Source organism: Streptomyces sp. NPDC020362 (assembly GCF_040642095.1).
Lineage (GTDB): Bacteria > Actinomycetota > Actinomycetes > Streptomycetales > Streptomycetaceae > Streptomyces.
On the sequence record NZ_JBFAET010000012.1, the window covers coordinates 1 to 23,211 of the forward strand.

The following is a 23,211-nucleotide window of genomic DNA, read 5'->3' on the forward strand; positions in this document are numbered from 1 at the left end:
GTTCCCTCGGGCCTTCCCAATCTTGTCGAGGCCGCCCTTGAAGGCGGCCCCGGCCACAGCCCCGGCCGCGGCCCCCGCGAACACACCAGCGGCCGTGATCTTGTCGTGGTTGGCCGCCTTGGCGCCCACTTCCAGCACCGAGTTCTGCACGAAGCTGCCGGTGATCTCCGCACCCACCCTGCCGGCGGGGTTGGCGAGGACACCGCTCACGATCTTGCTGTTGGTGAAGGACTCCCCGATCTTGGTGAGCGAGGCGGTGCTCTTGGCGATGAAGCCGGAGTTCTTCACCGCGGCCACGGCGGCCGGGGCGATCGCCTCGACCGCCCTGCCGCCGAGCTTCAGCAGGGAGCCGCCAGGGACGAGCCCGAGCAGACCGACGACGAAGTCACCGGCCTTGATCCCGCCGGTCTGACTGGCCACGACTTGATTGAAGAGGAACAGTGCTCCGGCGAGCAGCGCGCCGACCACCGGGAAGAACACCGCCACGGCGGCGACCAGGACGGCCAGCAGGATCTGGACGAACGGGAAGTCCTTGAAGAAGTCGGCGATCTTCTGGAAGACGTTTCGCTCCGGAATCGCCTCCTTCGCGGCTCGGTCCAGTACGTCGGCGCACTGGCGCTGCGCGCTCTCCCGCATGGACTTGGCCTGTTCGGCCAGGCCCTTGGCCGCGCTCAGCTCGGACCGGCCGGCGTCGATGGCGTCCTGGGTCTTGCGCGCTTCGGACTTCTCCTCGTCCGTAGGGTTGGCGCCGAGGTCCCTGGGCGTCTGGTTCGCCCGTGGTGCGGCGGCTCGCGCCTGGTCCACCGCCCGGTCGAAGGTGTCCTGGGCCTCGCGCAGCCGCGGCATGTAGTCGCTGTATGCCTGGGCCGCGTCGTGGTAGGAGGTCATGGTCTTGGTCAGCTTGTCGGGGAGATCGTCGCCGATCTTCTTCTTCAGCTGGTCCATCGCCGAACCACGGCCCTGCGAGATGGTGCCGTCCTTCTTCAGGACGTTCAACGCCTTCTCCGCTGCGTCCCCGATGTCCCGGTACCGCTGCATCACTCCCTGGATCAGGTCAGGGTCGCCGGGTGTCGGGTCCGAGTCCATGCCGACGAGCTGGAAGTCCTCGGGACTCGCGTTCCGACGTGCCATTGGGATCCCCCGTCCGGTTCCTGTGGGTGCTGTTCGCCAGGTACACGGGGGCGGTGTCGCGAAAGGTTCAAACCGAGTTCGAGCCGAAGTCCGCCTCGCAGCCGGATCCGATGTCGCTTCGAACTCATTCGCCAGGGCTCCGTGTGAGTCCACTCTCGAGAACCGGTCCGCGACCCGTCCGAGTAGCGAGTCCAACTCCGCGGCTCACAAACCGGCTTCATCCATCCCCACCATTCCCGGACCAATGAAACGGACCAGCTCAGGCAGCAATTTCTGACTGGAGTGCTAGAGGTTGTCCCGTAACCGGTGGGGTGGTTGGTGCGTTGGCTGGGCATGGGTGGGGTGATCTCAGCAGATGATCCGAAGTGGATCGAACCGTTCTCGGGCCTGACCGAGGTGCAGTTCGCCAGGCTGGTGGCGCTGGTCCGACGCCGGGGTGGTGATGTCCAGCGGGGCCGGCCCTGGCGGCTGCCGCTCGAGGACCGGGTGTTGCTGGTGGCCACCTACTGGCGCACGAACCTCACATTGCGGCAGGTGGCGCCCTTGTTCGGGGTCTCGAAGTCAGCAGCCGACCGCATCCTGGACCATCTGGCACCCTTGCTGGCCATCTCGCCGGCCCGCCGGCCACGCAAGGACACCGTATACATCGTCGACGGCACCCTCGTGCCCACCCGCGATCGCAGTATCGCCGCGTCCAGCAAGAACTACCGGTACTCGACCAACCTGCAGGTCGTGATCGACGCCAACAGCCGCCTGGTCGTGGCCATCGGCCTGCCGCTGCCCGGCAGCCGCAACGACTGCCGGGCGTTAACGGAGTCCGGCGTCGACCGGGTCTGCCGCGGAGCCCCCACCATCGCCGACGGCGGCTACCAGGGAACCGGCCTGCTCATCCCGCACCGCAGACGGCGCGGGCAGACGCATCTCAGCCCGCAGCAGGAGACGGACAACGCCGTCCATCGCCGCGCCAGAGCCCGAGTCGAACACGCCCTGTCCCGACTGAAGAACTGGAAGGTCCTGCGGGACTGCCGACTCAAAGGCAACGGCGTTCACCACGCCATACTCGGCATCGCCCGACTCCACAACCTGGCCCTCACCCAATAACTCAGGACCCATACGGGACAACCTCTAGCCAACGGCGATGGCTCCATAGGCTCCCCATGCCGCTGGGCAGGCCAGTTCTGCGCAGCCCCCAGGACTAGTCTTGATCGTTCATGAGAGACTGTCAGCAACCTGGCGGCGACTCTGTGTGCGGCCTGCCGCCTTGGAAAACCCACCGACCAGACAGTCCCGTCCGTGGGACCGCAACGAACACCACGTACCAGGCCCATCCCCGAACGCCGAAACCCTCGCCGGAACCAGCCGACGGGGTCCCTCACCTCTCACCTGCTATCACACGCGTGTCGCCATTGGCGTCGACGCACCTGGACCACAAGAACCTGACCTGCGAAAACACTCCTTTCCTGGACCAGCTGGACCCCACAAGACACCAACTACAACCTGTGCCATGTAGTATCGCGGGAAACTCCTTCACTGGCACCACATACCAAGATCCGGACCAAGTGCGGACCAATACGGCTTCGCATTGGGCGATTCCACCCGTTGCCGCAGGTACGAAGCGGGCGAGGCCGTGTGCCACCAGCAGACCATGCAACTGCTGTCTCCCCTGTCGAGTCACCTACTGCGGAGCGGCCCTGAGGCCAATGCTCAGATACCGGCACTTGGAAACCACGAGGGAGCGTTTCGCTACCACTCGATACGCCGCGTCGGCAAACCGTGCTCTGCGGGGGAGGCTTGGGCCTTCTCGACCCACGTGACCTTGAGGACCCTGCATGCCCGCGCAGTTCATGAACGCCAAGCAGACCGCCGAGTATCTGAACATGTCGATCACGTGGGTGTACCGAGATGCACCGAAACTCGGACCCCGTAGAGCACCATCCCTTCCGGGATGTCCACCTTGCCCGATGCCCTGATCCTCCGCCACTGGTTGTCCATCCCCCAATGCGGATACGGCTTGCGCGGGTCGATCTGCTGGCGGAGCAAGTAGCCGTCAACCGTGCCGTACTTCTTGGCGTACCACTCGACCGTCTCCCTGATCCGAGCCGGTAGGGGCACATCGCGGTACTCCCCCGCCTTCCTGTGCTTGAGCGGCCCGTACTGCCGCGTCGACAAAACGACCTGTTCGGTGACCCGGTACACGTCGTCGGCCACGATGTTCTTGAGGTTCACCGCGGCAGCCTCTCCGTTCCGCAGGCCGCAGCCGGCCATCAGGTCGACAATCAGCATGAAGGCGTCGTCGCCTGCGGTACGTATCGTGCGGAGCTGTTCGAGGGACGGGATCACGGCTCGTGCTGGGTCGTACTGGGGCGGTTTGACGCCTGCAAGCGGGTTGTCAGTGAAGATGCCGAGCCGCTGCGCATCGAGGAGGATCGCGCGCAGCTTGTCGAAGGCGTTCGCTTGAGTGGCCAGTCCCGTTCGCGCGCGCTCCATGCTGCGGATGAAACCGTCGACCACCTTATGGTCGAAGGAGTTCATCCGCCGACTGCCGAGCGCCGGGTAGAGGTGATGCTCCAGGAGCGAGTCGAGGTGCCGTACCGACGAGACGGCCAGGTGCCGTTGGCCGACTTTCCATTCCTCGGTGTACTCCTCGAACCGCATCGTCCCGTACTTCTGGATGCGCTCCGCCTTCGACTGGGAGCGGGACGTCGCCTTCTTCTCATTGTAGATCTCCGTCAAACGAGCAATCGCCCTGTCCTGCGTAGCGAAGCCGGCCTCCTCGGTCTGCTTGGCCGCCGCGTTGCGGTACCTGATCTTGTACTCGTGCAGGCACTTCGACCAACGGGACTCAGAGTGTTCGCAGTCCTTGAAGAAGGTGCCCATGCCGCGGGCGAGCGCGCGTGCTGCCATGTGGTGGTGACTCCTCGGCGTCCGATGCTGACCTTTTGCTGACGCCCGAGGGTGTGCGATACCTCTGACCTGGGAAGAACCGCAGATCCCGTGATATGTGGTGGAACTTCGTCGGACGCACGCAGGACGACATCAAGCAGGCCCGTGAGGACTGGGCGAACGGGACGAGGTTCGGGGAAGTGAAGGGGTACGACGGGGATCCGCTGCCTGCGCCGGAGCTGCCGGCTGTGCCGTTGAAGCCGCGGGGTCGAGCGCGTTGAGCTGCGATTTTCCGATTCTGCGCGCACATTGCCGGGCGAGGTGAAACGCACCCCGCCCGGTTCGCTCAGACCGCGTGAGCAAACCCTCCTCACACCACTCGTTCGACTCCACCGTGAAGTGCAAGTTTCGCCAGCCGTGGTCAGCTTTGGTCGGACTGATGCTGACCCAATGCCGACGTCACTGACAGACAGTCAGGTATCTGTGAGGGCTCCCGTCACACTTTCCGCGCCCCTCTCACCACCGCGTTCTCGAACTCGCGCCGCGAGTCGCCGGCGGATCGCCCTTTCCTCGGCGAGCGCGGAAGCCCACCCTCTTCGGAACCATGCTGACCGCAGCGTCCGGGTTATCGGGTCTCCGCAAACGAAGAGCGAGACACGTGCTGGTGTCGTGGCACTGCGCAAATTCCACGTCTCCGTCGCAGTCAGTGCCGGCATCGCGCGCAGCATCCGCGACGAGCAGGCCGCCGTCATGGAGTTCAGCGGTGATCCGCTTGGATCCGTACGTCTCCCCCGACTGTGCGTGGTTCGTGCGTATCCGGCGGGTCAGGGGGGCGACGGCGGCTACCGCATACTCGTCTCCCGGGGCTTCGTCGGCCAAGCCCAGCTGTCCGCGAGCACGTCATGGCGCTCGCGGGTCGGCCTCCGTGGCGGACAAGGGGGCTGGGCCTTACGGCATCGCCACCGGCCCCGACGGCGCCCTGTGGTTCAGACAACTGAACCCGGCCCAATCGGCCGCATCACCAGCAATGAAGAGATCACCGCGTTCGCCCGTCCTGCTCCCCGACCGCACGGCCGAACCCCACGTCATCGTCGCGGCCTCCACCGGGGACTGCTGGTTCACTGAATGGGGAGCCAACCGCATCGGTCCCGTTGCCGCATCGAGTGGTGAGCGTGGCTACGTTCGGTCGACGGAGTGAGGAGCGCCAGGGTCACGGTCGCGGCCCGGATGGGTGGCTGGAGTGCGTACAGTTGCCAGCCGGTGGGGTGGTGGTCCTTACTCAGACGTCCGACATGGGGGTGTGGGTGCAGCAGGATGTCGATGTCGATGTCGATCAGGGCACGTAGCAGGGGCCAGCTGACGACCTGTGCGACGGCTTCCTTCCTCGTTCGCATCCGCTGGTAGGCGGCGTCCCGCCGATGGACGGCAAACTGGACAGGCACGCACTTTCGCGTGCGGTCAGGACCAGACGCAGCAGGGGGGCAGGGGGAAGTGCGCGGTGTGTCCATGCCGATTCCGATATTCACACCGTAGGCGAGGGCGGCGATGAGCAGCGTGCCGCTCTGGGCGACGCTCAGTCGTAGTGCGGGGGTGCACTGAGGAAAAGGGAGGGCGGGATGGCCGACTTCGTGTTCGTGGAGGACAAGTTGCCTGGGTGGGAAATCGATGGTCTGGCTGAGGACGTGAGAGAGCAGACCGCGTCCGCTGCCGTGGGCCGGTGGGGTGGAGTGCGACTGCCACCACAGGTCAACCGGCCCGGAAGAGGTGGCAAGCCGGACGTGGCAGGGGCACGGACCGGGGCTGGGCATGATGTGCGTCTCGGTCAGCGGCCGATCACATGAAGACCGATGTCGGCGTGGATGATCTCGCCGGTGGCCTTGGGGAACCGGTCGGTCGGTAGCGCCACCACGCGGCGGGCGACTGTCTCCGAGCCGCGTCGGTGCGCGTGGGAGTCATCGCCCAGGGTGCTGCTGCGGCACCGGTCATGGGAGGGATCCGTCCCGTGTGCCACGGGCTTGCGCGACCGGCTTTCCGGTGAGCAGCGCCGCTGGTGCGGGCAGGCAGTCCTGGCTGCGCGCGTCCGACGGCGTGCTGCCTGGGTCGTTGGAGGTTGCGCTGAGAAGGACGTCGACGTCGGTGCGGGATCCGGGAAGGTGCTGGGCAACGTCGCCGATGGACTGCTGGTAGCGGTGGAGGGCGTCGCTCAGCAGGTCGTCCGAGACCGTCGTCGCCGGCTGGCGGCAGACTGCGCGGACTTGCTCCAGGGCCTGCTGCAGCCTGTGTTCGGCGACATCCTGGGCGTGTGTGTGGTGTGGGGCGTGCCGGCGTACGGCGCCTGCAGCCAGGGTCCACAGCATTGCCGCGGCCACCGGGGCATGCGATGTGTCCGCGGCGGCCCCGCCGTGCGGGCGCAGCTCGCCGAGAGCGGCGGAAAACCGCTCTGCCAGGTCGGGGCTGCAGCAACGAGCGAGTACCTCCTGCACCTTGGCAGGTTGCCGTAGTGCGCGGCGGCCGAGTAAGTCGCACAGTGCCTCACTGGGCCCTTCGAAGGTGCGGTAGACGCGCACGTCCCGGTACATGCGCGCGGCGATGTTGGCCTCGTCGTAGCCGCGTCCGCCCATCAGTTGCATCAGCCGGTCGGCGGCCTCGGTGGCCCATTCCGAGCCCAGCACCTTAGCGCCGATGAGTGGCTCGATCTCCACCGATTGGCCGGTGTCCAGTCGGCCGCAAAGGTCATACACCATGGCGTGCAGGATGTCGGTGCGTGCGAGGGTGTCCGCCAGCCACAACCGCACCCAGGCCCGTTCCTTCAATGCCGCTCCGCCGGTCCGGCGTCGGTCGGCGAACCGGCCGGCGAGCTGGATGATCCGCTTCAGGGTACCGAGGGCGCAGGCGGCGATGGCGAGTCGGGAGGCGCTCATGGAGTCCATGGCGACGGCACGGCCGTCTCCGTCGCCCAGCAGCTGCGTGGCGGATACCGCGACGTCGGCGAAGTGCAGACGGCTCTGCACCATGCCACGCTGGCCGAAGGTGAGGTGTTCCTCACCGGGGTACACGCCCGGGGTGGCGGTGGGCACCGCCAGCGCGATCAGCGAGGTGCGTGCGCCCGGGGCTGCCTGCCCTCGGGCGAGGACGGTGCAGATCCCGGCCCAGGTGCCGTTGCCGATGAGCTGTTTGCTGCCGTTGAGCCGCCACCCCGCGCCGTCCGGCGTGGCCAGCGTGGTGAGCTGGGAGAAGTCGCTGCCCGCGGCGGCCTCGGTCTGCGCATAGGCGCCCAGGGTCCGGCCGGTGGCCAGCAGCGGAAGCCAGTCCTGTTTGACCTGGTCGCCGGCCCATACCGACAGCGCTCGGGTGCCGGGGAAGACAGAGGTGCCCAGCCACGTGCCGAGCGTCGTGTCGATCGCCACCAGCTGTTCGAACACCCTGAACAGGTCACCGAAGTGCATCCCGGTTCCTCCGTAGCGCTCCTCGATGAGCGGGCCGAACAAGCCGGCGGCTCCGAAGTCCTGGGCGATGTACGGGGGGATGCAACGCCGCTCGTCGATCAGCCATGAGTTGATGCGCCGGGAGGCGTACTCGCGCAGCCAGGCGATCTGTTCGTCGGCGCGACGGGCGCTCACCTGGGCATCCGCCGTTTCGGTGATCCGCGTCAGTCCCCACCGACCGCCGTACGCCGGGGTCGGCGCACGGCCGGTCGCCACCACATCTGTCACTGCTCCTCCGTTCTCTCGTCCTGTCGGTGATCTGTCGGCGCCTTTGGAGCCGCTCAGGGCACGGCCAGGGCCAGGACAGCGTTCTGGCCGCCGAAACCGACGGAATTGCTCAACGCCAACCGGATCCGCTGGGTGCGGGCACTGTCGGCGACGACGTCCAGATCGACCTGCGGATCGAGACGGTCGAGATTGGCGGTGGGCGGCACAGTCTGCTCGGTGATGGCCTTCACCGTGAGCGCTGCCTCGATGGCACCAGCCGCGCCTACGGTGTGTCCGAGGGCTCCCTTGGTCGCGGTGACACTTGCGTGGCCCACCAGCCGGCCGAGCATCGTTGCTTCGATCAGATCACCCTTGGGGGTGCCGGTGGCGTGGGCGTTGACGTGGTCGACCTCCCCTGCGGTCGCACCGGCCTGGGCCAGCGCCGTGGTGATCGCCTGCTGAAGGCCGCAGCCCTGCGGGTGCGGATCGGTGATGTGGTGGGCATCGGCGGAGGCACCGAACCCGGCCAGCCGCGCCATTGCCGGTACCCGGCGGCCGGCAGCATGCGCCTCACGCTCCAACACCAGAATGGCTGCCCCTTCGCCGAGGACGAAGCCACCGCGGCTGACATCGAACGGCCGGGACGCGGTGGCGGGGTCCGTGCCACCGGAAGCAAGGGCGTCCATGCGGGCGAAAGCGGCCGAGATGACCGGGATGATCGGGGCGTCACTGCCGCCGGCAAGGACGATGTCGCACACCCCGGATCGGATCAGCGCCGAGGCCGTGCCGATCGCTGTGGTCCCCGAAGCACAGGCCGTGGAGACGGTCAGGCTCGGGCCCGTGGCGCCCCACATGAGTGACAACTGTCCCGGCAGCATGTTCGGCGCGTACAACGGCACGGTGGTCGCCGAGACCTTCTCACCGCGTTCCAGACGGAGCACCTGCTCGTTCAAAGTGGACACACCGCCGAAGCCGGTCCCGATCACCACTCCGACCCGAGTGCCGTCCCACTGCGCCGGGTCCAACTCGGCCATGGTCAAAGCCTCGGCGCCCGCGACGAAGGCAAGCTGGCTGTAGCGGTCGGTGCGCCGCGCCCACATCCCGCCCAGCCGAGCCGCCGGATCGAAGTCAGGCACCCGGCATACGACATCCACCGCCAGCCCGGCCGACCGTGCATCGCGGCGGGCCGTTCCGTGCCCGGCCAGCACCGTACTCCAGGCGGCATGGGTGCCCACACCAGCCGCGCTGACCACGCCAATGCCGGTGATCACCACCTCCGGTACCGTCGAGGTGATCATGCTGCGCCACCTCGCTCCAGGGCCGCGATCGCCTCCGCGACGGTCATGGCCGGGTGCAGCGTGTCGTCCGCCAGGGGCCGGTCCAGCTCGGCGGCAAGTGTGTCGATGAGCTCCACTACCGCAAGTGAGTCCAGCCCGAGCTCGGTGAGGGTGGCCGCATCGGTGATGTCCGCTGCTGAAACCTGGAACGCGATGAGCGCCTGCTGGAGCGATGTGGCCGTGGTCATGGTGACTCTCCGTCCGATAGCGGGCCGTGGATGACCCCGCGATCGATCAACTGGGTGAACATGCGGGCGAAATAGGCGGTATCCATGGGCGGGGAGACCACCCCCAGGTCGGCGGCAAGCCTGGTGGTCAGCTCGCAGTCGAAGTCCGGCAACACGGCGTCCTTCTCCAGGCCGAGCATGAAGCGGGAGATTCCCAGTGCGCGCATCGCCAGGGCCGGCCGTCGGGGCCCCAGGGCCTTCAGTGCGGCAGACCAGCCGACCGGCGTGGTCGCCTGAATCCGGTAGCCGAAGGACCGGGCCTGGTGCCAGAACTCCGTAATGGGGAACGGCTCCGGGCGAGTGACCGGAAAGGCGATCCTGTCCGCATCGGCGGCCAGCGACAGCACGGCGATCTGCTGGGCGGCGTGATCGGCGGCGACGGTGCGCAGCACATTGCCCGTCCGCGGAAACACTCCGCTGGCCACCATCGCGGCCAGCAACCGTGCCGTGAAGTCGTCGGTCGGGCAGGCGCCGCTTCGGGAATCCGCCAACACCACGCCCGGCCGGTACAGCCGCACTGCAAGTCCCCGTGCGGCCGCCTGAAGTACCAGCAGCTCCGCCTCGTACTTCGACCGCGGATAGCCGATGTCGCTGCAAGTGGCGGCAGACGGCACCGCGTCCTCGCCCACCACTCGCATGCCCGTCCGGCGCGCGCTGAGAAAGACGCCCAGCGTCGAGACATGGTGCAGCCGTTCCACCCCCGCGGCCTGGCAAAACTCCAGCACTCGCGCGGTTCCGTCGACGTTCACCGGCGCCAGGTGCTCATACGGGGCGGCCATGTTCACCGATGCCCCACAGTGGTAAACCTCCGTCACCTGTCGGCCCAACTGCCGCCAAGCCCCGGCAGCGAGGCCGAGGAACGGCCGCGTGAAGTCGCCCGGCACGCATCGCAGCCGGCCGTACGACGCCACGTCGGAGTCCTGCCGCTGAAGCCGTGCACGTACCCTGCGCTCCGCCTCTTCGGCGTCGTCTGAGCGGACCAGACACGCGATGTCCCGGTCGGTGCGGCGCAGCAGTTCAGCACACAGCCGCGAGCCGAGAAACCCGGTGGCACCCGTCAACAGCAGCATCGCCCATCCCTGTCGTCGAACCCGTCGCGGCAGTCGCACTGGGGATGTCACCGCACCCCAGCCTCGCGCGCCGTCTCCGTTTCAGCCTTCGCGCCGGGCCGGGGCACTGCCTAGAGGCTCATCGGTCCAGGCCGAAAGGACCGGGCTGATCGGCACTCTTGCGCTGCGCGGAAACACGAAGGTGTCCCGCAACCGGGCGCCGGCCAGTGAGAGCCAGGTGCACCGTTTCGGTGCGGGTGTGGGTACCGAGCTTGGTGAAGATCGACTGGACATGGTTCTTCACCGTGCGTTCCGCGATCCCCAGCTCGGCGCTGATCGCGCGATTCGACAGCCCCTGCGTCAGGAGTTCCAACACCTGCCGCTCGCGCCTGGTGAGCTGTGAAACTACCGCCTCGCTCCCAGCCCACCCTGTCTCGGCCCCGACCGTTCCCGTGTCCGGCCGGCCAGTGCTCGCCAACTCCGCCAGCAGCGCCTGCATCACCGCCAGGGCCGCCTCCAGCACCCGCATCGCGGCAGCCAGCGCCTCCACCTGAAACGTCGGCGTTCGACACGAGGCACACCCCTGGTCGCCATCGTCAAGGACTGGGCTGTCGTGCATGAGCCACCCACATGGAGATGCTGGTACGGGGACATCGGCAGGGTTCCATAGGTGAATTGCCCTGTTGCCCGTAGGCACAGCAGCCGATCCCTGTGGACTGTTCGGGCAAACAGAGGCACGAAGCGCGACAGGATGCAGAAGTTGCACTGCAAGCACTTGCGCAGCGAAACAGGCGCGTGGCGCCGCGTCACACTCCAATTGGTGACGCGAGTAGGTTTCTGTGGTCAGCGCGTTGCCGCTCGTTTCAGGGCGAACCACCGATGCACGAACACCAGCCACGCGGCACGACATCGACCGCCGGACGTCACGCAGCGTGGGTGCCGCCGGCTCCCTCTCCGAAACATGCCCTCGCCCACGGATCGAACGGCGTTCCCGTGGAACGCGGCGAGTCCGGGCCCGGCACTGCAATGGCCGAGTAACGGCGTCTGTCTAGTACTCCAGCCGTAAATCGTGATCTTCACGTTCGAGCGGCTTGCCGCCGGTAGTGGCTGGTCTGGGATCGGGCCTGGTGGCGGCGTCGCCAGTCGGACCAGCCGAGCCGGTGGACCGGGTCAAAGGCGGGCCGGATGACGAGCGTGATGAACAGCCGTTGGATCTCGTTGCAGGCGAGCGGTATGAGGGCGTCTGGTGCGGGATCGCGGTCGTGTTCGTTCGCGCGGACGACGGCGAGGAAGGCGTGCGCGAGCATGGCCAGGGTGACCCAGCGGGACCAGGACGGGTAGCGGCGGACCTGGTGCTCGTCCAAGGCCGCCAGGCCCTTGCCGGACTGGAAAAACTCCTCGACCCGCCACCTTGATCCAGCGACGCGCACCAGGGTGGTCAGCGGCACTGCGGCGGTCGGCGAGTAGCAGCGGTAGTACGCGAGTTCGCCAGTACTGCGGTTGCGGCGGATCAGCAACTGCCGGCTCCCGGGCCGGGGTCGGTGAGGTCGATGACGGCCCAGTCGTAGAAGCGGCGGCCCCTTGGCTCCGCTCCCTGCGGACAGCTTCTGCCAGGCCCTCTTGGGCACCTTCCTGGCCGGCGTGTCCGCGCGGAACTTCCCGGCGCCTGTGGTGACTTCGTGCGAGCAGGCCACCGCGAGGACGTAGTCGGTGCCGCGTTCTTCCAGCGCGGCGCGTAGCGTCGGGTTGCCGCCGTAGACCTCGTCTCCCGCGACCCAGGCGGCCCGGTGGCCGGCGTCCAGGAATCGGGTGATCATGCGGGCGGCAAGCTGCGGTTTGGTCGCGAATTCGGTCTTGTCACCGAGTCCGGCGGCCCGGCAGCGGTCGGGGTCCGAGGTCCAGGAACGCGGAACGTACAGTTCCCGGTCTACCGCGGCGTGTCCGCGGCGGCCGGCGTAGACGAGATAGACGGCGACCTGCGCGTTCTCGATCCTGCCCGCGGTGCCGGTGTACTGGCGCTGGACACCGACGGTGTCGGTGCCCTTCTTCACGTCGCCGGTCTCGTCGACCACCAGAACCGCCTGGTCGTCCCGCAGATGCTCCACCACGTAGGCCCGCACGTCGTCGCGGACCTGGTCGGCGTCCCACTTGGCCCGCCCGAGCAGGTGCTGCATGCCGTCCGGGGTGCTCTCTCCGGCCCACTCTGCGATGGTCCAGCAGTTTTTGCGCGGCAGGTCCGACAGCAGCCCGAGCACCAACCGCCCGACCCGACGTCGGGGTTCGACCCGTGCGAACCGGCCCGCGATCCGGGCCATCAGGCCCTCGAACGCCTCCTGCCAGCGGGCAGGGTCTACGCTGTGACCTGCGGCCACCGCATGATCTTCAGTCTTCACACACCGATGATCAACGGTGGCCGCACCCGTCTCCACAGCGCGTCGGGGTCGCGCAGCGTCTGTCTGCCGTCATGTGTCTGGAGGACTTGTGCAACGTGGCGAAGTCTGGTGGGTCCAGTTCGACGAGCGGAGGTTGGTCGTACTGCTGTCGGGAGACGACACGTCCGGGATCCGGGTGATGCAGGTCGTCGCTCCGGCGGGCGTCGACATCAGCGGTCTGGGCATCGAAGTGACGGTCGGCGCCGGTGAAGGACTGCCGTTCGAAGGCGTGCTGCGGCTCGCGTTCCCGCGTCCAGGCTTCACCCCGTGCACGTGGCTGACCACTGTGTCCCGGGACGACCTGATAGAGCGGGCGGCCGTCCTGTCCTCCGTGAAGCTCAGCGAGATTGACGACGCCCTCCGACTCGCTGAACAAGCGCAGGAGCGGACCCCGGCCACGACCGCGAAGCTCAGCGAGATAAGGGATGCCCTCCGTCTCGGTGAACTCGGGTAGACGGAGAAGGAGCCGACGCCCGCGACGGCGTGGGCGATCTCGGGCGAGATGATCGACGCTGGCCACCTGCTGCCTCGGCGCCCCTCACCACCGAGATCACGATCTACGGCTGGAGTACTAGCCCTTGTTAGACCCGAGGAATAATTCTCTCGCGAGCTTCCCGCGAACCGATGATTAGAGTCATAGTTCCGGGGTCCTTGCGGCGCTCCTTGATTGTAGCGCTACCCCGCTGCTCAGAAGCAGATCCATGATCCCGCGACGAGTAATTGATCACTATCGCTGACTTGCTGCAACCCAGCGAAGCCCAAATTCTGGATCCGCTCGGACCCGCTGCCGAGGCGAAACCGTAGGGGCCGGCGGGGTAGCTTGCGCTTCCTTCTGAGTCATTTCTGGGCCATGCTGAAGTGATATGGATTAGCGATTGCTTAGAGTCCTTCGCATTGGCTACCCGAAGGCCACAGGAGCCATCCTGGATGTACGCGATCAGGCGGTAAGATCCCTTGCGAACCTCACCTATGACTTTAGGGGCCTGAGATTGAGGCGGGAATTCATCCGCCGCAATAAGGCGCTCCTCATTCGAGTCGATAGACTTAAGCTGGCTCAGGTGTCCGAATTGATCAGCTGATGGTTCAGGCGCGTCGCTGTTCCCGCTTCCTGAAGTGCATGAGATACATGAGAGTAAAAGGGTGACTCCAATGACTAGTTTTCGAGCCACCTGCGTCATGGAGTCACCCTTTCATGTGTTGCGATTAATGGCGGCTATCTAATCCAGCCACTGGTTGAAGCATACGCCAATAGGCTTAAATACGTCGACCGTACCGAACATGATTCGGACCTGGTAGTGATGGTAGAGAGTGTACGCCTCGACGTTCCCGTGCTTGCCGGCAATGGTTCCCAATTTGAGGATTCAGGTTTTCAATTACGGGGCGGGGGGTCGGTTTCTTTCGCTGCTCTCCCCTTTGTTGCCTCGCTGGCGATGCAAAACGGGGGGTTGCTCCCGGAGGAAAGAGGGGGCCGGAGTTGAATCCGTCATCACCGTCAGCCCGGCCGCATGAGACACCCGGCTTGCCTCCACCCGCGCTCGGAGAGTCCCAGTCTGTAGTGCAGCGGATACTCAGCGGTGCGGCGGCGGGCTCTTCAGCGGCTACGTGCCCACGAGGACGACGATGCAACGCGCTGTAAAGCCTGGCCGACCACGCTCGGCAGGCCGAGACGAGCCAGAACGTCTGACTGTGCTTGACGGGTAGTTCTTGACGGCAACAGCGGTCGACGTGAGCCCCGAACAGCGTCGCCCGATGAGTCCAAGGGCGCTGCCTCCCCCACGTGTCCCCCAGATGGCACGGCAGAGAAGGAAAGACCTAATCAGGCTGGGCGGAGCCAGCCCGCTGTAAATCTGCTGAGTGCCCGTACTGGGCCGTCTCCGGGCCGTCGGAGGGGGACCAGCGACGGCCGCTGACGACCAACAACGACCACGACGGCGCAGCAGCTTGCTGCGCCGTCGTGGCGTGTCTGCCCAGCTACACCCAGGTGTCCAGCCACATCCGCGACCGCCAGCTGTCGATCGGGATCGCGGTGCCCGTGTACAGGGGCCAGAAGTAGATGAAGTTCCAGGCGATGAGCAGGACCAGGACGCCCGCCGCCGACGCGCCGATCACCCGGCGGGTGTCGGACGAGCCCGGCGGGCCGACGACCGCGCCGATCAGCATCGCCACCGCCAGGCACAGGAACGGCAGGAAGACGACCGCGTAGAACAGGAAGATCGTCCGCTCCTGGTACATGAACCAGGGCAGGTAGCCGGCCGCGATCCCGCAGGCGATGGCGCCGGCCCGCCAGTCGCGGCGCAGCAGCCACCGCCACAGCACGTACAGGATCGCGAAGCAGGCCGCCCACCACAGCAGCGGCGTGCCGATGGCCAGCACCTCGCGGGCGCACTTCTGCCCGGCGTCGGCCGGGCAGCCGTCCGCGCCGGGCGAGGGGGACTCGTAGAAGTACGACACCGGGCGGCCCAGCACGATCCAGCTCCACGGGTTGGACTGGTAGGTGTGCGGGGACGACAGGTGGACGTGGAAGTTGTAGACCTCGTGCTCGTAGTGCCACAGGCTGCGCAGCCAGTCCGGCAGGAACGTCCAGTTGCCGCCCTTGCCGTCGGTCGCCGCCCAGTTGCGGAAGTAGCCGCCGCTGCCGTCGGTGGGGGAGAGGATCCAGCCGATCCAGGAGAGCAGGTAGACGCCGATCGCCACCGGGACCGTCGCCAGGAAGGTGATGCCGGTGTCGTACTTGAGGGCGGCCTGGTACGGGTGCCGGGCCCCGGCCGTCCTGCGGGCACCGACGTCCCACAGCACCGCCATGACGCAGAACGCGGCCAGGATGTAGAGGCCGTTCCACTTCGTTCCGAAGGCCAGGCCCAGCATCAGCCCGGCCCCCCAGCGCCAGGGGCGCCAGCCGAAACGGAAGGTGTCGCCGACGTGCTCGTCCGGGCGGACCCGGCCGTCGGCGCCCGCGGGGAGCGCCGCCGCCAGTCTCTGCCGCGACCGGTCCCGGTCGACGATCAGGCAGCCGAACGCCGCGACCACGAAGAACATCAGCACGCCGTCGAGCAGCGAGGTCCGGCTCATCACGAAGTGCAGGCCGTCGACCGCCATCAGCGCGCCCGCCAGACAGCCGAGGAACGTCGAGCGGAACATCCGGCGGCCGATCCGGCACAGCAGCAGGACGGAGAGGGTCCCCAGCAACGCCGTCATGAACCGCCAGCCGAACGGGTCGAACCCGAACATCAGCTCGCCGAGGCCGATGACGTACTTGCCGACCGGCGGGTGCACGACATAGGCCGCGTCCGTGGGAATGGTGAGGTGCCCGTGCGTCTGCAGGACGAGGTCGTTGGCGTTCTTGTCCCAGTTGACCTCGTAGCCGCGGTGGACGAGCGCCCAGGCGTCCTTGGCGTAGTACGTCTCGTCGAATATCACCGCACGGGGGCTGCCCAGGTTCCAGAACCGCATCAGGCCCGCCATCAGCGTCACCAGCAGTGGACCGCCCCAGCCCGACCAGCGGGCGATCCGCTCCGCGAGGACCGGCGGGAGACCCAGCACCTGCCACAGGCGCGGGCTCGGCTCGGCGTACGGCGGCACCAGGCGGTCGCGTACGTCGCCCGAGGGTGCTTCCTGGACGGGCGTGTACCCGAATCGGCGCAGCCGCTGCTGCCACGACGGCCGCTGGTCGTGCGGCGCCTGGCCCTGCCGGAGGTCCGTGGAGGACGCGGTACTGGTCACCGCGCCATCGTAGGGAACCCTTCTGTGTGAGTCCCGTGCATGGGCGGTACCGGTTGGGGCGGGGTCGTTCCGGGCCGCCCCCCTGCCGAAGCCCCGGCCGCCCCTCTGCCGCAGGCCCGGGAGCCCCGCGGCAGGTGCCCGGCCGGGGCCCCCGAGCACGCCGCCTCCGGGTGCCGGGAGGAGCTTTCCCCCGGCCCTGGGAGGATGGGGGCGTGACTGGAACCCTTGTCCTGGCAGGTACCCCCATCGGCGACACCGCGGACGCACCGCCCCGGCTGGCCGAGGAGCTGGCCGGCGCCGACGTCGTCGCCGCCGAGGACACCCGGCGGCTGCGCCGGCTCACCCAGGCGCTGGGCGTGACGCCCAAGGGCCGCGTCGTGTCGTACTTCGAGGGCAACGAGTCCGCGCGCACCCCTGAGCTGGTCGAGGAGCTGCTCGGCGGCGCACGCGTGCTGCTCGTCACGGACGCCGGGATGCCGTCGGTCTCCGACCCCGGCTACCGGCTGGTGGCGGCCGCCGTGGAGAAGGACATCCGGGTCACCGCCGTCCCCGGTCCCTCCGCCGTGCTCACCGCCCTCGCCCTGTCGGGGCTGCCCGTCGACCGGTTCTGCTTCGAGGGCTTCCTGCCCCGCAAGGCCGGGGAGCGGCTGTCCCGGCTGCGCGAGGTCGCCGCCGAGCGGCGGACGCTCGTCTACTTCGAGGCCCCGCACCGGCTCGACGACACCCTTGCCGCCATGGCCGAGGTCTTCGGCGCCGACCGGCGGGCCGCCGTCTGCCGCGAGCTGACCAAGACGTACGAGGAGGTACGCCGCGGTCCGCTCGCCGAGCTGGCCCGGTGGGCCGCCGAGGGCGTGCGCGGGGAGATCACCGTCGTCGTGGAGGGCGCCCCCGCGGCCGGCCCCGAGGAACTGGACGCCGAGGAACTGGTGCGCAGGGTGCGGGTCCGCGAGGAGGCGGGCGAGCGGCGCAAGGAGGCGATCGCCGCGGTGGCGACGGAGGCCGGGTTGCCCAAACGGGTTGTCTTCGACGCGGTGGTCGCGGCCAAGCGGGTGGCCGAATAGGCCGGTTCCGGGTATCGCCGCCGGGGTTGACCTTGTCGGCGTGGCAGAGGCCGTGTGCGGCTGGTCGGGCCCACACGGCGGAGCCCCGCATCGCTACGGGCCCATGCCTTTTCCGGGACTGCCGTGTGCCCCCCCGGCCTGCGCAAATTCGCCCTCTGAGCAGGGAGCTTCTCCCATGAGCGCGCGCCCCATGCGAGGGCAAAAGGGGGGAGCCGAAAGCAAAGACCAGACCCCCGTCCAGAGGCCGATTTGGCAAGCCCCGTCCAAATCGCCTCCAACACTCGACAGGCCTGATGCATTCGGTCCCGTGGAGGCGTCCACTGGTCAAAGGGACGCACCCGTCCCTCGCCCCAGGGATTCCGGGGGGAATCCCGATGCGGGGCGCTTGTCCAGCGGACAAGAGGAGCTGGCATGAGTGAGATCGCAGGGCAGACCGGCCTCCGGGGTACGGCCACAGCCATTGTTCACGAGTCGTATGCGTTCGCCTGCATGCGCTGCGGGCACGGCTGGGAGCAGTCGTACGAGATAGAGCACCACACGGACGCCGACGGCCACGAGTTCGTCCAGTACGTCGCCGACGGCCGCGTCGTGCCGTCCCCGTTGAGCCGGCCCGCGTGCCAGAACTGCGACGGCCACGTCGTGCGGATCATGCGCGCGGGGCAGGTCGAGTCGGTGCGCAGCGCGGCCCACCACCGTCACAGCGGGCAGGCCCAGGTGCCCGCCGTACCGGACGGGCAGGGCGTGGACGGCGGCGACGGCGGGACCAAGCGCCACCACTGGCACCTGTCCGATCTCCTGCATCCGTTCCACCGCAAGGCGAGCTGACCCCCTCGGACGACGGGCGGTCCGGAGCCCCGGCCGGCCCGTCGTGCCCCTTTCGTAGGATCGGGGCATGCCTTCGAACGCCGGCCGCGCCGCCCACGACAAGAACGACAAGAGCGCCGCACCGCCGCTCCCGGCTCCCCTCCGGGTGCCCGTCGCCGACTCCCACACCCACCTCGACATGCAGTCCGGAACCGTCGAGGAGGGCCTTGCCAAGGCCGCTTCGGTGGGCGTGACGGCGGTCGTCCAGGTCGGCTGCGACATCAAGGGCTCGCAGTGGGCCGCCGAGACGGCCGCCGCGTACGAGAACGTCCACGCCGCCGTCGCCCTCCACCCCAACGAGGCCCCGCGCATCGTGCACGGCGACCCCGACGGCTGGTCCCGGCAGGGCGCCCGCGAGCCGGGTGGCGACGCCGCGCTGGACGAGGCCCTCGCCGAGATCGACCGGCTCGCCGCCCTGCCCCACGTCAGGGGCGTCGGCGAGACCGGCCTCGACCACTTCCGCACCGGCCCCGAGGGCAAGGCCGCCCAGGAGCGGTCCTTCCGCGCCCACATCGAGATCGCCAAACGGCACGGCAAGGCCCTCGTCATCCACGACCGCGACGCCCACGACGACGTCCTGCGCGTCCTGAAGGAGGAGGGCGCCCCCGAGCGCACCGTCTTCCACTGCTACTCCGGCGACGCCGAGATGGCCCGGATCTGCGCCCGTGAGGGATACTTCATGTCCTTCGCCGGAAACATCACCTTCAAGAACGCCCAGAACCTGCGCGACGCCCTCGCCGTCGCCCCGCTGGAACTCGTCCTCGTGGAGACCGACGCGCCCTTCCTCACCCCGGCGCCGTACCGCGGACGGCCCAACGCCCCGTATCTCGTTCCGGTCACGGTGCGCGCGATGGCGGCTGTGCGCGGCCTGGACGAGGATGCGCTGGCGACAGCCCTGGGCGCGAACACCGCCCGCGCTTTTGACTACTGACAGTGTTCGTTTTGTCACCGAAGGGTAACGCTCTTTGGGGTCTCACCTCTCCTCTCGTCGCTGTGCGTAGTCGCGCCGCTTTGGAGAGTGCCCGGCGCTCCGCTAGGTTCTGGGCCCGATCCGGACCCCTCTGGCCCCCTGGAGCGTGTCGGCGTGAGCAACTCGCAGTACGAGCGGTATGAGGCGTACGGCCCCTACAGCCCGCCGGGCGGCGCGCCCGGCGGTGTGTGGCCCGGCCTGCACGACGCGGAGACGGTCGCGTACGGAGTGGCGCACGGCGTCGCGTACGGCGTGACCTACGGGGTGATCCACGACGACACCTATCGTCCCGCGTACGAGATGCAGCCGCCCGCGCCGGCCCAGCTGCCGACGCGGACCCCGTTGTACGCACGGGTGAGGGAGCCCGTCCTGCCACGGCAGCACGGGAGCGCCTTCGAGGACGCCGGAGGCACGCTCGTCGACGAGCAGAGCGCGTTCCACGAGGGCGGGACCCCGCTCGACGAGGGGAACCAGTTCGACCAGGGGAACCCCTTCGACGAGGGGAACCCGTTCTACGCGGACGGGAACCCCTTCTACGAGGACGAGGGCGAGGACCAAAGCCCGGCCCACGAGGACGGGGGCGGGGGCGCGTTCTACGACGACGTGCGTGCCGCCGGTGAGGAGACGCGTCGGCGTCGCGCCCGGGCCGGGGCGAGACGGCGGGCCGCGCGCCGGCGCAGGGCGCGCTCCGCCGAGCGCCCGGAGTCCGCGGTGCGCAGGCTGCTGCCGCAGGCGCTGGTCGTCGCGTTCCTCGCCGGCGGCACCACCGCCTTCGTCGCCGAGGACAAGACGATCGAGCTGAGCGTCGACGGCAAGCAGCGCACCCTGCACACGTTCGCGGACGACGCGTCGGAACTGCTGGCCGCCGAGGGCGTGCACGTCGGGGAGCACGACAGGATCGCGCCCGCCCCCGGCACGGCGCTCGCCAGCGGCGACCGGGTCGCGGTGCACTACGGGCGCCCCGTCCTGCTCACCCTGGACGGCCAGCGGCGCGAGGTGTGGACCACGGCGCACACCGTGGACGGGGCGCTCAGGGAGCTGGGGGTGCGTGCAGAGGGCGCGTACCTGTCGGCCTCGCCCTCCCGGAACATCGGCCGCACAGGGCTCACGCTCGACGTACGCACCGAGCGTGCCGTCACGATCATGGCGGACGGCCGCACCCGTACCATCCGCACCAACGCGGCCACCGTCCGCGAGGCCGTCGAGGAGGCCGGCGTCAGCCTGCACCAGCAGGACATCACCTCCGTCCCGCTCACCAGCTTCCCGCGCGACGGTCAGACGGTGAGCGTGCTGCGGGTGACCGGTGTCACCGAGGTGCGCGAGCAGCTGATCCCGTTCGACGTGGAGCGGACCGAGGACCCCACCCTCTTCAAGGGCACCGAGGTGATCGAACGCCTCGGACAGCCCGGACTGCGGCGCATCACCTACCTCCTGCGCACCGTCAACGGCGTCCAGGAGAAGCCGCGCCGGGAGAAGACCGAGGTGGTGCGCAAGCCGACCAAGCAGGTGGTGAAGGTGGGCAGCAAACCCCGGCCGAAGTCCGTGCAGGGAGCCGACCACCTCAACTGGCACGGCCTCGCCGCCTGCGAGTCCGGCGGCCGCCCGGGCGCCGTCGACCCCTCGGGGACCTACGGCGGGCTCTACCAGTTCGACGCGCGCACCTGGCACAGCCTCGGCGGCAACGGACGGCCGCAGGACGCGAGCTCGGAGGAGCAGACCTACCGGGCGAAGAAGCTGTACATGAGCCGTGGCACGAGCCCCTGGCCGGCCTGCGGGGCGCGGCTGCACGGGTGACCGTGGCGTTGCGGCCGGGGCACTGAGGGTCGTGGTTCGGCTGCGGGTGCGTGGGGCTGGTCGCGCCCCGCACACGCACCCGCAGCCGCATGTCGTCACAGCCCCGCGCCCCTTCCGAGGCGCTTGCAGTGAGCGACATCCACCCCGCCCGGCCGAAGCCCCGGGCACCCCGGCCACCCCGGCATTCACACCCCCGTACCCTTGTCCCGTGAGCAGCCCCACCCCCGACGCCCTTCTCGGCCCGGCCGACATCCGTGAACTCGCGGCAGCGCTCGGTGTCCGTCCCACCAAACAGCGCGGCCAGAACTTCGTGATCGACGCGAACACGGTCCGCCGGATCGTCCGCACCGCCGAGGTCCACCCCGAGGACGTGGTCGTCGAGGTGGGCCCGGGGCTCGGCTCCCTCACCCTCGCGCTGCTGGAGGTCGCCGACCGGGTCACCGTCGTCGAGATCGACGACGTGCTCGCCGGCGCGCTGCCCGCGACCATCGCCGCCCGCATGCCGGAGCGCGCCGACCGGTTCGCGCTGGTCCACTCCGACGCCATGGACGTGACGGAGCTCCCCGGCCCCGCACCGACGGCCCTGGTGGCCAACCTGCCCTACAACGTGGCCGTACCCGTGCTGCTGCACATGCTCGACACCTTCCCCGGCATCGAGCGCACCCTCGTGATGGTCCAGTCCGAGGTCGCCGACCGGCTCGCCGCCGCCCCCGGCAACAAGGTGTACGGCGTGCCGTCCGTGAAGGCCAACTGGTACGCCGACGTGAAGCGCGCCGGTGCCATCGGGCGCAACGTCTTCTGGCCCGCGCCGAACGTCGACAGCGGGCTGGTCTCGCTCGTGAGGCGGGCCGAGCCGATCAGGACCACGGCCTCCAAGAAGGAGGTCTTCGCGGTCGTCGACGCGGCGTTCGCGCAGCGCCGCAAGACCCTGCGGGCGGCACTCGGCGGCTGGGCCGGGTCCCCGGCGGCCGCCGAGGCGGCCCTGGTCGCGGCCGGCATCTCGCCGCAGGCGCGCGGAGAGTCCCTGACGGTGGAGGAGTTCGCTCGCATCGCCGAGCAGAAGGAGGCGGGCAAGTGAGCGTGACGGTCCGGGTGCCGGCGAAGGTCAACGTCCAGCTCGCGGTGGGCGCCGCCCGCCCCGACGGGTTCCACGACCTCGCCAACGTCTTCCTCGCCGTCGGCCTGTACGACGAGGTCACCGTCACCCCGGCGGACGAGCTGCGCATCACCTGCGAGGGGCCGGACGCCGACCAGGTCCCGCTGGACGGCACCAACCTCGCCGCGCGCGCGGCCGTCGCCCTCGCCACGCGCCGGGGCATCGAACCGGCCGTGCACATCCACATCACGAAGGACATCCCGGTCGCCGGCGGCATGGCGGGCGGCAGCGCGGACGGCGCGGGCGCGCTGCTCGCCTGCAACACCCTGTGGAGCGCCGGCGCCTCCCGCGCCGAGCTGCTCGCCATCTGCGCCGAACTGGGCAGCGACGTCCCCTTCAGCCTGGTCGGGGGCGCGGCCCTCGGCATCGGGCGCGGCGAGCAGCTGACCGCCCTGGAGGTCGGCGGCACCTTCCACTGGGTGTTCGCGATGGCCGGACGCGGCCTGTCGACCCCGGCCGTCTTCCGTGAGTTCGACCGCCTCGCCGAGGGACGTGACATCCCCGAGCCGGTCGCCTCGCCCGACCTCCTCGACGCGCTCGCCAAGGGCGACCCCGACGCGCTCGCGGCCGCCGTCTCCAACGATCTGCAGCCCGCCGCGCTCTCCCTCTTCCCGGAGCTGGCCGGCACGCTCGACGCGGGCCGCGGCGCCGGCGCCCTCGCCGCGCTCGTCTCCGGCTCGGGTCCCACCACGGCCTTCCTCGCCCGCGACCCCGAGTCGGCCGCGAAGATCGCCGACGCCCTCCGCTCCTCCGGCACCTGCCGCACGGTGCGCACGGCGACGGCGCCCGCGCCGGGCGCCACGGTGACCGGCCACCCCGCCGCCCCGTAATTCGGCTGCCCCCGCCGGAGGGGCGCTCTAAGCTCGCCCGGCCGGTTCCACGGGGGAACCGCCGA

The 23,211-nt window shown here is 69.0% G+C and carries 16 protein-coding genes and 2 pseudogenes; 9 read left to right on the plus strand and 9 right to left on the minus strand.

What is annotated here, in order from left to right:
- A partial coding sequence (locus AB0H32_RS07860; RefSeq protein ID WP_361115904.1) for a putative T7SS-secreted protein occupies nt 1-1,131 on the minus strand: 1,131 nt, incomplete at its 3' end.
- 333 nt (nt 1,132-1,464) lie between these two features.
- Here AB0H32_RS07860 and AB0H32_RS07865 point away from each other — a divergent pair.
- Complete coding sequence (locus AB0H32_RS07865) at nt 1,465-2,232, plus strand: transposase (RefSeq protein ID WP_361116115.1); 768 nt, start codon at nt 1,465-1,467, stop codon at nt 2,230-2,232.
- Between the two features lie 783 nt (nt 2,233-3,015).
- On the opposite strand, the gene AB0H32_RS07870 is transcribed toward AB0H32_RS07865, so the two are convergent.
- Nucleotides 3,016-4,035 carry a site-specific integrase gene (locus AB0H32_RS07870; protein WP_361115907.1) on the minus strand — a complete coding sequence of 340 codons (1,020 nt, stop codon included), beginning with the start codon at nt 4,033-4,035 and terminating at the stop codon, nt 3,016-3,018.
- Between the two features lie 95 nt (nt 4,036-4,130).
- Here AB0H32_RS07870 and AB0H32_RS07875 point away from each other — a divergent pair.
- A pseudogene (locus tag AB0H32_RS07875) lies at nt 4,131-4,295 on the plus strand (pirin family protein); the annotation flags it as partial.
- A 1,701-nt stretch (nt 4,296-5,996) separates the two neighbouring features.
- On the opposite strand, the gene AB0H32_RS07880 reads toward AB0H32_RS07875, so the two are convergent.
- The 6 genes and pseudogenes from AB0H32_RS07880 to AB0H32_RS07905 form a co-directional block, all read right to left on the minus strand.
- Nucleotides 5,997-7,727, minus strand: a complete 1,731-nt coding sequence (locus AB0H32_RS07880; protein WP_361115910.1) for an acyl-CoA dehydrogenase family protein — start codon at nt 7,725-7,727, stop codon at nt 5,997-5,999.
- Nucleotides 7,728-7,780: 53 nt separating this feature from the next.
- Entirely contained in the window at nt 7,781-9,004 is a 1,224-nt protein-coding gene (locus AB0H32_RS07885) for a beta-ketoacyl-[acyl-carrier-protein] synthase family protein (RefSeq protein WP_361115913.1), read from the minus strand.
- Nucleotides 9,001-9,231, minus strand: coding sequence for an acyl carrier protein (locus AB0H32_RS07890; protein WP_361115916.1), 231 nt, complete (start codon nt 9,229-9,231; stop codon nt 9,001-9,003). Before AB0H32_RS07890 ends, AB0H32_RS07885 begins: the two co-directional genes overlap by 4 nt.
- A complete protein-coding gene (locus tag AB0H32_RS07895; protein ID WP_361115919.1) occupies nt 9,228-10,340 on the minus strand; it encodes a thioester reductase domain-containing protein in 1,113 nt (370 codons plus the stop codon). The genes AB0H32_RS07890 and AB0H32_RS07895 overlap by 4 nt, the downstream gene beginning before the upstream one ends.
- Before the next feature lie 118 nt (nt 10,341-10,458).
- Nucleotides 10,459-10,869: a response regulator transcription factor gene (locus tag AB0H32_RS07900; RefSeq protein ID WP_361115922.1), complete on the minus strand. Its 411-nt coding sequence runs from the start codon at nt 10,867-10,869 to the stop codon at nt 10,459-10,461.
- A gap of 733 nt (nt 10,870-11,602) precedes the next feature.
- Nucleotides 11,603-12,634, minus strand: a pseudogene (locus AB0H32_RS07905) (IS701 family transposase); the annotation flags it as partial.
- Between the two features lie 166 nt (nt 12,635-12,800).
- Between AB0H32_RS07905 and AB0H32_RS07910 the strand changes: the two are divergent.
- Nucleotides 12,801-13,205: an mRNA interferase PemK gene (locus AB0H32_RS07910; protein WP_023547126.1), complete on the plus strand. Its 405-nt coding sequence runs from the start codon at nt 12,801-12,803 to the stop codon at nt 13,203-13,205.
- Between the two features lie 1,517 nt (nt 13,206-14,722).
- Here the strand turns inward: AB0H32_RS07910 and AB0H32_RS07915 are convergent.
- Nucleotides 14,723-16,471 (minus strand): phospholipid carrier-dependent glycosyltransferase, encoded by a 1,749-nt coding sequence (locus AB0H32_RS07915; RefSeq protein WP_361115926.1) that lies wholly within the window; start codon nt 16,469-16,471, stop codon nt 14,723-14,725.
- Nucleotides 16,472-16,683: 212 nt separating this feature from the next.
- Here AB0H32_RS07915 and rsmI point away from each other — a divergent pair, with 212 nt between their 5' ends.
- The 6 genes from rsmI (at nt 16,684) to AB0H32_RS07945 (ending at nt 23,146) form a co-directional block, all read left to right on the plus strand.
- Entirely contained in the window at nt 16,684-17,532 is an 849-nt protein-coding gene (rsmI, locus tag AB0H32_RS07920) for a 16S rRNA (cytidine(1402)-2'-O)-methyltransferase (protein WP_361115929.1), read from the plus strand.
- 411 nt (nt 17,533-17,943) lie between these two features.
- Nucleotides 17,944-18,357, plus strand: a complete 414-nt coding sequence (locus AB0H32_RS07925) for a hypothetical protein (RefSeq protein WP_361115932.1) — start codon at nt 17,944-17,946, stop codon at nt 18,355-18,357.
- Nucleotides 18,358-18,424: 67 nt separating this feature from the next.
- The gene (locus AB0H32_RS07930; RefSeq protein ID WP_361115935.1) at nt 18,425-19,327 is read left to right on the plus strand and encodes a TatD family hydrolase; all 903 of its coding nucleotides are present in this window, start codon (nt 18,425-18,427) and stop codon (nt 19,325-19,327) included.
- A gap of 153 nt (nt 19,328-19,480) precedes the next feature.
- Nucleotides 19,481-21,160 (plus strand): ubiquitin-like domain-containing protein, encoded by a 1,680-nt coding sequence (locus AB0H32_RS07935; RefSeq protein WP_361115938.1) that lies wholly within the window; start codon nt 19,481-19,483, stop codon nt 21,158-21,160.
- Between the two features lie 208 nt (nt 21,161-21,368).
- Nucleotides 21,369-22,238, plus strand: a complete 870-nt coding sequence (rsmA, locus tag AB0H32_RS07940) for a 16S rRNA (adenine(1518)-N(6)/adenine(1519)-N(6))-dimethyltransferase RsmA (RefSeq protein ID WP_361115941.1) — start codon at nt 21,369-21,371, stop codon at nt 22,236-22,238.
- Nucleotides 22,235-23,146, plus strand: coding sequence for a 4-(cytidine 5'-diphospho)-2-C-methyl-D-erythritol kinase (locus AB0H32_RS07945; RefSeq protein WP_361115944.1), 912 nt, complete (start codon nt 22,235-22,237; stop codon nt 23,144-23,146). The genes rsmA and AB0H32_RS07945 overlap by 4 nt, the downstream gene beginning before the upstream one ends.
- Nucleotides 23,147-23,211 lie beyond the last annotated feature (65 nt).